Below are 12,941 nucleotides of genomic sequence, written 5' to 3' on the forward strand. Positions count from 1 at the left end.
GCCTTTGTCTAAGTAGCTGCTGGCGCACCTACAAAGACAAATTTCACTGCTGAGCCACACGCCCTGAGGCGGTTGCTGGGCAGTATCGAGCATATCTGCAATCTTGGCGAAGCAGTTTGCGAAGTGCTTTTGCTAGTGTGGCGGACAAAATAGTACCACTTCATTTAGTGAGAAAGCCCTCTCTGGCAGTTTCAACTGCTTGGCTAGAGTTGCCGGTGATTATCAAGGCGATTGTTACGATGTCACTATCTGTGCGAACTTGCGACCACTAGCCATGGTCGTCAAATGCGGTGAGATTTGTCAATTCACACGAGCAGGCACTATGGCGTGTCAGCTTGATTTGCTTAAAACGGTTGAGCGGGCGGAGTGGAGTGTGGTGGGTAAGATCACCGTGAAATTGGTCTTAGTGGCTTTGCCACTTAGACCAAGGCTCAGCTTTGAGATTTTCGGTGCACTTCCGAAAAGCTCAAAGTGATGCCCACAGCGAGCTTACCCGCCATACGCAACGCAGACCGCGGCCAAGATTGAAAGGAGACAGATGCCCACAGCGAGCTCACCCCGAACCACGCAGTGGAAGTTACGGCCAAGATACAGGAGTAAAGCACAGCGAGCTTGCCCGCCATACGCAACGTAGCCCGCGGCCAAGATTGAAACAGCACAGCCGCCCATAGCATCTTACCTCCGAACCGCGCAGTGGAAGTAATAACCGAGATGTAGGAAATCAGCAAGCCCCTTGTTGTTTACGAGCCGATTTGGTAAACTTGGGTTGCATTGATTGACTGATTGGTTCAATAACTTTTTTGATCAGTCCGCAGTCAGTTCAATGATCAGAAGTACCATCGTTAACGCTGATAAACAGCGGTCTCGCTGTGAAAAATGCGATCGACAGATTTTGGAAAATCGCGGCGTTCTCGATCTGGAGAACGCTTTTTTTTGTTGGCAGGGGTCAATTTTGTGTTAGTGTGGCATTTAGGTAAATTAGGTTGTAAGGGAGTGGATTTTTTTGAAGAAAATAGTACGGAACTTATTGTTGGTCGGACTGTTGCTGGTCGGGCTAGCCAGTGGCACCCAGGTTCAACAGGCAGCGGCAGCGACGACGATCGGCACATTCGGCTATGACCAAAATAATGGCACGACGCTGAATGACGGTGAAGCGGATCTGGCTGGTAGTGGCGCGGACACTTGGAATTATAATGGCGGCGATACGGAACATTTCACCGCTTATAATCGCGATGGTGTCACAGTCCAACCGGCAGCTTCAGTGAAGAAATCTGTTAAGGAAACCAGTACCCAAGGGTTATTTGACGTGTCTTTAGCGATTCGGGGTAATTCGCAGGTTGTGAATACACCAGTGGATATCGCCATCGTGATGGACTACTCCAGTACGATGGATAAGAATCCGCAAAAGCTAGCCAATGCGATTGCTGGTGTCAATGAATTTGTTGATGAGTTATCAGATTCTTTGAATAAGGATGAGGTTAGGATCGCGATTGTAGCTTATAATCGGACCTTAAAAGATACAGGCGGTTTTTTAACAGACGCTACTAAGCTTAAAGCGTTCTTGAAAGAGGTCAAGCTAGATACGAGTTCGGGAACCTTTGTCCAAGAAGGCCTATTGCGTGCTCAAAACATGTTGATGGCTGATTCAACAGCCCAATCAAGAATTTTAGTCCATGTTGGTGATGGTGAGGCGAACCGGGCTTATTCGATGAGTGGGGTAGAAAAGACTACTCCTCAAGGTTCAATCGTGCCCAGTGGAGTTTATCAAACGCCTGCGGGCTTGGACACATATCAAACTGTGACAGGCACACCGATCATTGCGACTTATATTAGTGATAAAGAAACATCGAATGCTGATTTGACTTATGACAAAACTGCCGTCGATACCGTTGTCAAGAATACAATGGGTACGATTTTAGATCTACGTTCAAATCCAGATATTATTACTTTTTCGGTTGGTGTGGCACCTGAAAAACATGGTGATTTTTTGGCTCGAAATATTGCTGACAAGCCTAGCTATTATCGTGAGATTGATGGAGAAATGGCCGATCTGAGTGAGGCGTTGGGTAGTATCGCGGCTCAGATCGACGACACGATTCCAAACGGGACCGTCATTGATCCGTTAGGAAGTGGGCTACTGTTGGCAAGCAGTTTTCAAGCGAATGATCCTAGTTGGACACTCGTTGGGCAGGAGCGGGCTGATCAACAAAGTGAATGGCAACCAGAGACCGATGCGCAGTTAACGAATAGTGTTCGGGTCAGCGCAGAAAATGGTCAGATCAAGATGACCGGGATCGAGCTAGGTGCTAATCAACAGCTGATTCTGACCTACCAAGTGCGGATCGATACAGAAGCCAACAATTTCAAACCGGAAACTTGGCTTTTGACCAACGGCCGGACGACCTTGGATCCAACTAGTGAAGGTCAGGAAGCGTTCGACTTCCCGATCCCATCAGTCAAAGCGCCCGGTGTCGAGTTAAGTCTGATCAAGTTGTGGCAAGATCAAAATAATCATTTGGGTCAGCGCCCTGATCAGGTCCAAGTCAATTTGACCCGCGGCAAAACCACTGATGAGACGGCTTGGACGACTTCGGCACCCTTGACTTTATCGGCGGCAGACCAATGGCAAAAGACCATCAGTCAAGTTAGCCTGACCGATGGCACTGACGTTTATCTGCCGAAGTTCAATAACCAAGGCGAAGATTTTATTTATTCGATGACGGAAGCGACCAAGCTACCTGATTACCAGACCAGCGTGCAGACCAAGGGGAATACGATCACCTTGACCAACACACTAGACGAGCAAGATCCAGATACGGACACTAACACTGACCAGGATGGTCAAGACCCAGATGATGATCAAGGACTGACCAATGATGACAAGCGCCCCGACCAAGCGGGCAAGTTACCGCAAGCTGGCGAAAGTCAGATGCCCGCCAATCTGTTGGTTTCGGGCGTGGTGTTATTAGCACTAGTGATCTGGGGCATCGTTAGCCTGATTCGCCATAAACGGACGAAATAGAAGTAAGTGAAAAGAGTGCTCACCACTCCGGCTAATATTCAAGCACTGAGGTGGTGAGCACGTTTTGATGATGGCCGCAGCTTGCGCTGCAAAATTCGGGGTGAGCTCGCTGTGGGCGTCACTTTGAGCTTTTCGGAAAACCACCGAAAATCTCAAAGCTGAGTCTTGGTCTAAGTGGCAAAGCCACTAAGACCAATTTCACGGCGATCTCACCCCGAATTTCTCCGCTCCAGCCGCTCAACGTTTTAACAGCCGTTTGAGCACTCACGCCATTTGGCAGGCTATGGCCAATTGATGAGTAGCCACGCAATTGACGACCGTGGCTGGTGGTCACCAGCTTTTGAATTGGTGACACCACCGCAGTCTGTCTGATAAACTAAGACAAGTTCTGGATGAATCAACCAAAGCCAGAACGTAGCTAAGCACAGAAATCAGTTGAGCACAGCACGTTTCAAAAAAGCAATCGCATTTTTCATGCGATTGCTTTTTAATATGCGCGCTTCAGTTTTTAAGATCGTCCGATTTTCATGAGGTTACAGTTGAGTTAAGCCGTTTCCGTCTTGTGTTGTGCCGGTGGCGTTTGCTTGTTCAACTTCTCGTGGGACATCCGCGCCCGCAGCGCCCAGAGGATCGACGTGGTATCGACGACTTCTTGGAGCATGGCGCCAAACAAGGCTGGGATCACACCAGTGGCGGCGATCAACATGAGGACGGTACAAATAATGATCCCGATCATCACGGATTGCCGCGCCACTTTCATGGTGTCACGGGCCAGTTCGACGGCGGTGGCGACTTTGGAAATGTCATCTTTCAAAATCACGGCGTCGGCGGATTCGCTGGCGGCGCTGGCGCCATTCGCGCCCATGGCGATGCCCACATCAGCGGCGGCTAAGGCCGGCGCGTCGTTGACGCCATCACCGACCATGATCACTGGTCGGTCGCTGGCGGGTGCTTCGGTGATCAGGCTGATTTTCTCTTGGGGCAAACATTCCGCGTGGACTTCGGTCAGCGCCACTTGGGCAGCAATGTGCTCCGCCGTTTCCTGCTTGTCGCCGGTCAACATGGCCAGCCGTGACAAACCTTGTTGCCGCAATGTTTTGATGGTTTGGGGCGCTTCCGTGCGGATGCGATCGGCCAAGGTGACATAGCCGGCGAAGCGGTCGTTGATCGACATGAAGATTACGGATTCGCCTTCATTTAATTGAACTTCCGCTGGCGCCGCGGCGATGAAGGTCGCGCGGCCCGCTTTGATCTCGTGTTCCGCGAACCGCCCCTGGACACCTTCACCAGCGACTTCGCTGAAATCATCGACTTGCGCCGCGGCGAAATCAGGTTGGTCGTTGGCATAACGGACGATGGCCCGAGCGAAAATATGATTCGATTGGATCTCCAAATTACCTAAAGCGCTGATAAATTCGGCCTCAGATAACCAAGCTTCCGGGTGAACGGCGATCACGTTCAAACGGCCTGTGGTGATCGTCCCCGTTTTATCAAAGAAGGCTGTTTTAGCTTTGGCCAGCTTCTCGATGCTGGTGCCTGATTTAATAATGATGCTGTTGCGGCTGGAGCGGCTCATCCCAGAAACCAAAGCCACCGGCGCCGCTAAAATCAACGGACAAGGTGAGGCCACTACGAGAACTTCGGCGAGCCGATGGGGATCGCCGGAAATGATCCAGGCCACAACGGCGATCACCAAGGAAATGATCGTGAAGGGCACGGCGTAACGGTCGGCCATCCGGACGAAATGCGCCGGTTTGTCCGCGGACTCTTTGACCAATTTGACGATCGTCTGATACTGCGAATCGGCGGCCAAATGCGTGACCCGCATGGTAACCGCGGTGTCGCCGTTAACGGTCCCTGATAACAAGTCGCTGCCGACTTTCTTGGGAATCAAAACGGATTCACCAGTCATCGATGACTCGTCAAAGCTCCCTGAGCCGGCGGTGACGATCCCATCTACTGGCACGGCTTCACCGGGTTTGACCACGACGACATCGTTCAATTGCACGTCGTCAATGGATTTATCAACTAAACCGCCATTTTCCTGAACGTGGGCGATGGACGGCGAGTTGTCGAGAAGATTTTTCAGATCGGAGCCGGCTTTGTTGGCGGCGTAATCCTCCAATGAATCGCCACCGGTCAACATGACCAATATCATCAAGCTGGCCCAATATTCACCGACGCTCAACGTGGCCGCGATCGACATGATCGCCAGCAGATCCACGCCGTACTTACCTGATTTCAAAGTCTTGACCATTTCCACAAACATGGACAAGGCTAAAATCGCCCCCATCACGGTGACGATAACTTGTGCTGCAATTGGCTGATGAAACAGAAATTGTGTGATCAAAGCCACACATCCGACTGCCAAAACCGTCAGAAATTTTTTTTGATGTGCCATAAAAATTTCCTCCTTCGAAGTCAGTCCAACTAAAAAAAGCCATCCTGACCTGTTCATCGTCAGTATAGCATAGAAGAATTGTGATGTAAATTAGAATGAGTCTAAAAAAGAGCTTGTTATAAATAAGTGAAACCACGAAGGTTAAATGCTTGATATATCAATGTTTATTGGCGGTGACGTTTAATTTTAATGGAACTGATTTAGATTTTGCACGATCTTTTTATTAATTATCTCCAAAAAAGCGGAAGCGCAGAAATCATGCGAGTCAATTAGAAATTTTTACAAATTCATTTAAAAGGGACTTATATCTACAGGCCCAGTATATCATTAAAATCAGGTAATTGCTGGAGATTCGATTATTATCAGCCTTGATCGAAGTCGCTGCTCGTAAAATCCGTCTTTAGTCTGATATCGCTGGAGATTGAACAGAATTGCTGTTATTTCTCGGGGATAAGTGTAGAATTGATATATAGAAAAGTAACGGAGGTGTTGCGCCGATGATGATCTATCTATTAATTGCCGCCTTGCTGGCTAGCATGGCTTTTGGTATCTATTGGCAGTCTCAGATCGTGATCCGGGCTCGCTATAAGTATACACCGCTGATTTTTAGCCTCTTGATTGGTGGGTGGGCTTTAAGTATGCCGATCACCAATTTCTCATTCGTCATTCTTTTGGCCGCTTTTTTCACTATGAATTTCATGGATGGGGTCGGAGGGATCGGTTCCAAGCGTTTAGTTTCTAGCGGACTCTTCTCTCGTGTGATCGACTATTCAACGATCACCGCGTTGAAAGTTTTGCCGGTGACCTTACCTAATGGGAAAACGCGTGTGATCATGGTTTTCGTTGTGAATGATCAACAACAGATCCAATTGAATTTCAATCAGCATATGGAAGTTTTACTAAAAGCGCTGGCCCAGTTATTGCCAGAAACAGTCAAAATCGAAGTCGATCATTTGACCTGAGCATGACCGATTTTGCCAATGGCTACTTTGATATCAGCTATTGGCAGTTCTTGACCTAATAAAATAGAATAGCCATTAAAAAGCAGTAACGCATTTTTAGCGCTACTGCTTTTTTGGATTGGGAAGAACACTGTGGTGTATCAGAATAAGTTACAAGATCGGTGACAATAATCGCGAGAAATACTGTTTGAAGCGCAGCCAATGGGATTGGCGGGCAATGATCTCCGGTGTCAACAAGTAGGTGTTTTTCATATCTTCGCGGAAAATCGCGCTGACTTGTTGGCTGACATTGGCGTCATAAATGTAGGCGTTACACTCGAAATTCAGTGAATAGCTACGATAGTCCTGATTCATCGAACCAATAAAACAATATTGATCATCAATGACAGTTGTTTTCGCGTGAAGAAAACCATTGGTGTAAATATAGATCTTGACCCCGAAACTGGTCAGTAAGTTGGCATAATATTGTGTGGCTCGATAAATGAAGGGATGGTCGGGCATGCAAGGGACCATCACGCGTACATCGATCCCAGAACGCGCGGCGACGGAAAGCGCGCTGATCATTGAATCATCGGGGACCAAGTAGGGTGTCTGGATCCAAACCGATTTCTTCGCCGTCAGCAATATTTTCATCATGCCGCCTTTGAGGATGTCCTCCTCCGTATCAGGGCCATCAGAAACGATCTGGATCGGTGTGTGCCCCATGGCGATCGCCACGGTTTGCGGGAAGTATTCTTCGCGGAACCAAATCCGTTGGCGATAATGTTCGATCGAGGCGTTCCAATCCATGATGAAGCGTTCTTGCAAGGCCAACACGCTGGTACCAATGATCCGCACATGAGTATCGCGCCAATAACCAAATTTTTTACTGCGGCCTAAATATTGGTCGCCGACATTGAAGCCGCCAGTCCAACCGACTTGACCATCAATAACGACGACTTTACGGTGCAAATGGTAGTTGAGTCGTGTTTTACGGATCAAGTCGCGAGATGTGATAAACGGAACGACCTCGCCACCTGCTGCGCGTAGCGGCTTGAACCATTTGCGACTAGTGCCCGGTGACCCCCATGGATCATAGATCAGGCGAACTTCTAGGCCTTGTTTGGCTTTACGGACCAACAGATCCAAGAAATCATTGCCGATCTGATCATTATAAAAGGAATAATATTCCACGTGGACAAAACGTTGGGCCGCTTCGATATCTTTAAAGACCGCGGCGAACTTAGCTTCACCATCTGTATAGATCTGCACATCGTTATGATGGGTGACCGGTGAATCCTCGGCGCGGTCAAAATATTCGATCAGACCAGCCGCTTGTTTCGTGGTGTCTGCTTGATCGTGATTGTCATTATTGGCAGGGAGGTCATGGGCGATCAAATCTTTTAGATGAGCCAACCCAATATGATCCTGGTGATTCAAGGCAAAAATATTCTCCCGGGCGATCCCCCGGCCTAAAAAGGCGTAAATCAAAAAGCCTACTCCGGGCAAAAGCACCAAGACCAGCAACCAAGCTAAAGTTGCGGGAATGCTTCGTGGCCGGTGAAAGACGGTAATGATCGCGCCTAGCGTGTTGACCAATAGTAAACCGATAATAATCAATAAAACAATCCGTAAATTCATGTTACTCCCCTAATCGATCCCCATACAAAAAACCTAATGATATCAGTTTAACGATTTTGTCGATCCCACGCAACCGTTGTTCCGCTGCTTGGACGTGAGACTGGGACCGAAATCCGAGACGCTGATCAGGTTGACTCTTTTATCAGCTGGTAGCTCGTACTCACCTTTTGTTCTGTTCCAGCTTGACTCAATCGCGATCATTGCGCCCACCAAAAAGGAGCACCAGTCGTAAAAGTTGTAGCAGACTGGAAAGAACGGCGGCGACATAAGTTAGTGCTGCCGCAGTCAGGACTTGGCGCACCATTGGCACTTCTTCAGACGTTAATAAGCCATCCGTGCTTAAGATCTTCAAGGCCCGTGCGGAGGCATTGAACTCCACTGGCAAAGTTACGACTTGAAAAATCAAAACCAAGGCAAAGGCCCAGATCCCAATGTTGATCAAGGTCTGGTTCCAACTGAACAACACCCCAATGATGATCAACGGTAGTGAGATCGTTGATCCAATATTGACCAAGGGGAAAATCCCTGAACGGATCTTGAGCGGGAGATAATTTTGATGGTGCTGCAAAGCGTGACCGACTTCATGGGCGGCAACGCCGATCGCTGCGACCGAAGTAGAATTATAAGTTGATTGCGACAGACTCAACGTGCGATTACCTGAATTATAATTATCGGTCAGATTCCCATTGATTTGCTGGATCGTAACATCAGTGATCCCCTCAGAGGCGAGGATCTGCGCGGCCGCTTCGGCGCCAGTTAGGTTTTGACTGCTGTGGATCTGGTCAAAATGACGAAAAGTGCTGTTAACACGCGCGGCGGCGATCCCTGTGATCACTAAGCCAAGGATCACCAGAATATAAGTTGGGTCAAAAAAGAACATGGGTCAACATCCTTTCCTAGAACACGAGATTAGGGGCAGACTACTTGTCACCATTCTACCACGCCGCCTATAAAAAACTAACCGGTTGGAAGACTTTTACTTGGCACAAGTCTAAAGTGTGCTTGTAAAATTTTTGCTGAAGTGCTGGCGATGCCGGGCAAATATCATTTTAATTAAGTGTGCCCACTGGTGAGCGACGACGGTCAAGAGCGGGGCGCAACTGGAGCTGGCTTAAACAGCCATTCAACCTGAGATCGTTGCGCTCAAGTGCAAGTTTCAATCAGTTTTACCAACATTGCCAGACAGAGTGACTTGGCGATCCAAACGCCAAGTTTGTTGATCAGGAGCCAAGACGAATCCTTGCTCAGCCAAAATCGTTGCTTGAACTTGCGTTAATTCAGCTGTATTCAAAACGACTGACGTCAAGGCCAATTCGACAAAGCTAAAGGCGCTGAGTCGCAAGAGGATCTCTTGAAAAAGTCGTGCCTGATCAGGCACGCTGAGTTGTGGCGTGGGACTGATCAGTAAGCGCGCTTGTTGTTGCTGGGGTTCGATTTGAGCGATCCCTTGTAAACGCGCTGCTACGCGAGCAGTGATCCCCCAGAGCAGCCGTTGATTCCTCATGATTGCTAACATATTCTGTTGTAGGAAATGAGCCGTTTGGGTGTAATCACGATTGACTGTTGCCGTCAGTGGCAATTGGACCAATAAGTGTTGCGCGTCTTTAAGTGACGCGGTGGTCAACCAATCTAAGGTATAATGCTCGGTTAAAATTGGGTGATATTTTTCAAATTTTGTCATCGGCGACCTCCTTGAAGATTGTGTTTGTAAGTGAGTGTGAGATAATAGGGCGACGCTATCGTTCTGCTCACGCGAAGTTTACGGATTGCCTCCTTGACTATAAAGTCAGTAGGCCTGTCTAAAGTCGCCACTCTGGTATTTTTAAACGCGACCACTCAGATAGTCAAAACGAGCCTCGACCGAACTCAAGAGCCGGCCCAGACTCGTTTAAGATCAAAGCTTGATCAATTGGGATGATGATTGAAAAGGAAACGGTTGATCAGATTCAAGACCTTGTCGTCATCGTGGAGTTTCGAATGCTCAGCGTCCTTGCCCAACACTTCGACCTCTTTGAAAGTTTTTGCGATCGGCGCAAGGATGTAACGGATCGACTTAGCGGAGATCACACTGATATACTTGTCGGTATTACTGGCGTCGCCGATATTGCCATAGATATTCAAGACACTAACATTGGCGGGGAAACGGTGCCGTCCCAATAATAGCTGTAAATAGTGTGGGTTCATGATCACAGGGCGCCCCTCGTGATTGAGTCGATTGACATTGGGCCAGTCGCCTAGCGCAACAACGCCATCGAAGACCCCGGCGACCAGTACTAATTTGTTTAATTTTGGGAAGGCATCATTGGCGTAATTGCGCATTTCCACGCGTACCAAAGCCGTCGCGCCAATGGAATGGCCCACAGCGTTGTATTCGGTAAAGCCGAAATCCTTTTTCAATTGTGGTAAAACGATATTGAGCCAATTGACGATCTGCAAAACTGGCATCCATTTATCCTTAAAAACGATTTGGATCAAAGGATAAGGACCAGTCGACCATTGCCCCTCGTAGCTGAGTTCGCCGCGCCAATTGACGATCACTTTAAGAAAAGTATCGGATCGTGTCGCGTTTTGAGCGCTCAGCACCATTTTATTCGTGGTATAATCACCGCCGCGAAACCCATGAACATAAATCGTCGGGATCTGATCCGGGCGGGCGCGTTCTGCGGCGGTCAAACCGTGATCTGCCCGCTGCGCATTAGTATACTGTTCCTTTTGATAGCGCTGGCGGGCGCGCTGATGTTGTCGCAGTGCGCCTCCAACGCCAACGAACCCCAGCGCGACCCCACAGGCGAAATTTGCCCAAGTTTTAGTCGTGTTTTTACTCGTTTTCAAAAACTACCCATCCATTCTACTTCTTACTTCTCAAGTAACATTATATAAATCAAAAGAAAAATTAACAACTTTAATGGAGGAATTTTTATGGCACAGCGTTATTATGCAGTTGCTCGCGGGCGGCACCCCGGGATCTATACCGATTGGGAAACGGCCAAAGCCGAAGTCAGCGGGTTCGCCAACGCCCGCTATCACGGATTTGCTAGTGACCAGGAGGCCCAGATGTGGCTTGAGCAACAGACTGGCGACCAGCAACGTTCTCCTCTTCAGCCCCACGCCACGATCCCGGTAAAGACCGCTGCGGACTCAACAGCGCCAAAAGGGATCCAAGTCTACACTGACGGTGGCTCGCGCAATACGGGCAATAAATTGGGACAACATGTCAATGCGGCTGATCGCGCCGCTTGGGCCTATTCGATCCAATTACCCGATGGCACTATTTTTAGCGACAGCGGTAGCGAATGGGGCGCCACCAATAATCGAATGGAATTATTGGCGCTGATCAACGCATTACAGGCCCTTCAAAGCAAAAATCTCCAAACACAGACGATCCTTTTGACTAGCGATTCTCACTATGTTTTGGACCCGATCAAAAAGAAATGGTTACGTGGTTGGTCCCAGAGAGGTTGGCGTAAAGCCTCCGGCGGCATTATCGCCAATCTGGAATTGTGGCAACAGATCCAACAACTGTTGCCAACCTTCTCTGATTTGACCTTAGCATGGACTAAAGGCCACGCCGACAATGCCGGTAATAATCATGTCGATCGGCTGCTGAATGAGGCGATGGATCGCATGTAGCATGAAGCCGATCGACATAAATACTATCTGATCTACCTGAAATTCCTGTTATTTAGGAAATTTCAGGTTTTTTTGACCTTTTTACTAATGAGCACTGTTTTCTTAGGATTTTATACTATTTTTTGGGTTCAGGTGAGTAAGCGAATCGAGTACACTGTTATTGTAAGCGCTTATATCATTTTTGGAGGAGCTGGTTATAATTCTATCTAATCCACAACTGTCTGCCGAAATTAAGGACAAGACAGTAGCAATGTTGAATTATTTAATAGATTTACATGACACAAGCGGTGAATTCACTTATAAAACTTCGGTTGGTTTGGTTGATGATAAGAGTTGGGATTCATGGAACTGGCCCCAAGGTGTTGCACTTTATGGGCTAGCGAAAATGTATCAAAAGAATCAAGATCCGGAATTGTTAGAAATTATTCAGACTTGGTTTACGAAGAATCTTCACTATCCGATTCCGGAACGTGAACTAAATGTGAATGGGGTCATCCCAATCCTGACCTTAGCAACGCTGAAAGATGAATTGGTTTTAAAAAATATTGATACTGAGAACTATTTGCTGGAGTGGGCAGAGTGGGTTTTAAAGGATTTAAATAAAACACCATTTGGCGGCTTTGAGCATGATACGTTTGGCTCGATCAATCGGCATCAGTTATGGGATGATACTTTGGTGATGGCGGTGCTGCCATTAGCAAAAATCGGAATAGTTCTAAATCGTTCGGAATATGTGGCCGCCAGTATGAACCAGTTTGTTGTTCACAGTAAGTTCTTGATGGAACGCGAAAATGGCCTTTGGTATCATGGCTGGAATTTTGACACAAAAGGTAAATTTTCACCAGTTTTTTGGGGCCGAGGTAATGCGTGGATCTCGATCTTTATTCCTGAATTTCTAGAAATTTGTTCGGCTCAGTTAAATCGCTTTGAAATCGATTATTTACGGAACACGCTCAAATATCAAATTGAGGCATTATTACCATTGCAATCCAAAACTGGGTTGTGGAAAACAGTTTTGGATGATCCAACTTCTTACGATGAAACATCCGCAACAGCAGGATTTCTCTATGGAATGATCCGTGCAAAAGAGTTGAAGATAATAAATGGAGATAAGGTAGATCAAGCGATTGCTGGTGCAACAGTCGGTGTGCTAAAGGAAATCGATTCTGTGGGACATGTGAGAAGTGTTTCTTCGGGTACGCCAGTAGGCCAAGATCGGGATTTCTACAATAATATTGCAATTACAGATATGCCATATGGGCAAGCATTATCGATCCTGGCACTATCACAACTTGCTTAAAATATC

9 protein-coding genes are annotated in these 12,941 nt (G+C 47.7%); 4 read left to right on the forward strand and 5 right to left on the reverse strand.

Features of this window, described 5'->3' with window-relative positions:
- Window positions 1-1,003 precede the first annotated feature (1,003 nt).
- A complete protein-coding gene (locus tag OCU21_RS06935; RefSeq protein WP_261806711.1) occupies window positions 1,004-3,022 on the forward strand; it encodes a Cna B-type domain-containing protein in 2,019 nt (672 codons plus the stop codon).
- A 544-nt stretch (window positions 3,023-3,566) separates the two neighbouring features.
- Here OCU21_RS06935 and OCU21_RS06940 read toward each other — a convergent pair.
- Window positions 3,567-5,423, reverse strand: coding sequence for a heavy metal translocating P-type ATPase (locus OCU21_RS06940; RefSeq protein ID WP_261806712.1), 1,857 nt, complete (start codon window positions 5,421-5,423; stop codon window positions 3,567-3,569).
- 497 nt (window positions 5,424-5,920) lie between these two features.
- On the opposite strand from OCU21_RS06940, the gene OCU21_RS06945 reads away from it, so the two are divergent.
- Window positions 5,921-6,385 (forward strand): hypothetical protein, encoded by a 465-nt coding sequence (locus OCU21_RS06945; protein ID WP_261806713.1) that lies wholly within the window; start codon window positions 5,921-5,923, stop codon window positions 6,383-6,385.
- A 150-nt stretch (window positions 6,386-6,535) separates the two neighbouring features.
- Here the strand turns inward: OCU21_RS06945 and cls are convergent, their stop codons facing one another.
- The 4 genes from cls to OCU21_RS06965 all read right to left on the reverse strand — a co-directional run bounded on the left by cls (window position 6,536) and on the right by OCU21_RS06965 (window position 10,837).
- The gene (gene cls, locus OCU21_RS06950) at window positions 6,536-8,005 is read right to left on the reverse strand and encodes a cardiolipin synthase (protein WP_261806714.1); all 1,470 of its coding nucleotides are present in this window, start codon (window positions 8,003-8,005) and stop codon (window positions 6,536-6,538) included.
- 187 nt (window positions 8,006-8,192) lie between these two features.
- Window positions 8,193-8,885, reverse strand: coding sequence for a zinc metallopeptidase (locus OCU21_RS06955; RefSeq protein WP_261806715.1), 693 nt, complete (start codon window positions 8,883-8,885; stop codon window positions 8,193-8,195).
- Window positions 8,886-9,161: 276 nt separating this feature from the next.
- Window positions 9,162-9,686, reverse strand: coding sequence for a hypothetical protein (locus tag OCU21_RS06960; protein ID WP_261806716.1), 525 nt, complete (start codon window positions 9,684-9,686; stop codon window positions 9,162-9,164).
- 224 nt (window positions 9,687-9,910) lie between these two features.
- Entirely contained in the window at window positions 9,911-10,837 is a 927-nt protein-coding gene (locus OCU21_RS06965; RefSeq protein ID WP_261806717.1) for an alpha/beta hydrolase, read from the reverse strand.
- A gap of 87 nt (window positions 10,838-10,924) precedes the next feature.
- Between OCU21_RS06965 and OCU21_RS06970 the strand changes: the two genes are divergently transcribed.
- Window positions 10,925-11,635: a ribonuclease H family protein gene (locus OCU21_RS06970; protein WP_261806718.1), complete on the forward strand. Its 711-nt coding sequence runs from the start codon at window positions 10,925-10,927 to the stop codon at window positions 11,633-11,635.
- A gap of 250 nt (window positions 11,636-11,885) precedes the next feature.
- Entirely contained in the window at window positions 11,886-12,935 is a 1,050-nt protein-coding gene (locus tag OCU21_RS06975; RefSeq protein ID WP_261806719.1) for a glycoside hydrolase family 88/105 protein, read from the forward strand.
- Window positions 12,936-12,941 lie beyond the last annotated feature (6 nt).

The sequence above is a fragment of the Lapidilactobacillus luobeiensis genome, from assembly GCF_024345205.1.
In the GTDB taxonomy this organism is placed as follows: domain Bacteria; phylum Bacillota; class Bacilli; order Lactobacillales; family Lactobacillaceae; genus Lapidilactobacillus; species Lapidilactobacillus luobeiensis.

What these genes read in the sequence shown, in the direction of transcription:
- OCU21_RS06940 (WP_261806712.1), bottom strand. Translation starts at nt 5,423, where the DNA reads ATGGCACATCAAAAAAAATTTCTGACGGTTTTGGCAGTCGGATGTGTG.
- OCU21_RS06945 (WP_261806713.1), top strand. Translation starts at nt 5,921, where the DNA reads ATGATGATCTATCTATTAATTGCCGCCTTGCTGGCTAGCATGGCTTTT.
- cls (WP_261806714.1), bottom strand. Translation starts at nt 8,005, where the DNA reads ATGAATTTACGGATTGTTTTATTGATTATTATCGGTTTACTATTGGTC.
- OCU21_RS06955 (WP_261806715.1), bottom strand. Translation starts at nt 8,885, where the DNA reads ATGTTCTTTTTTGACCCAACTTATATTCTGGTGATCCTTGGCTTAGTG.
- OCU21_RS06960 (WP_261806716.1), bottom strand. Translation starts at nt 9,686, where the DNA reads ATGACAAAATTTGAAAAATATCACCCAATTTTAACCGAGCATTATACC.
- OCU21_RS06970 (WP_261806718.1), top strand. Translation starts at nt 10,925, where the DNA reads ATGGCACAGCGTTATTATGCAGTTGCTCGCGGGCGGCACCCCGGGATC.
- OCU21_RS06975 (WP_261806719.1), top strand. Translation starts at nt 11,886, where the DNA reads ATGTTGAATTATTTAATAGATTTACATGACACAAGCGGTGAATTCACT.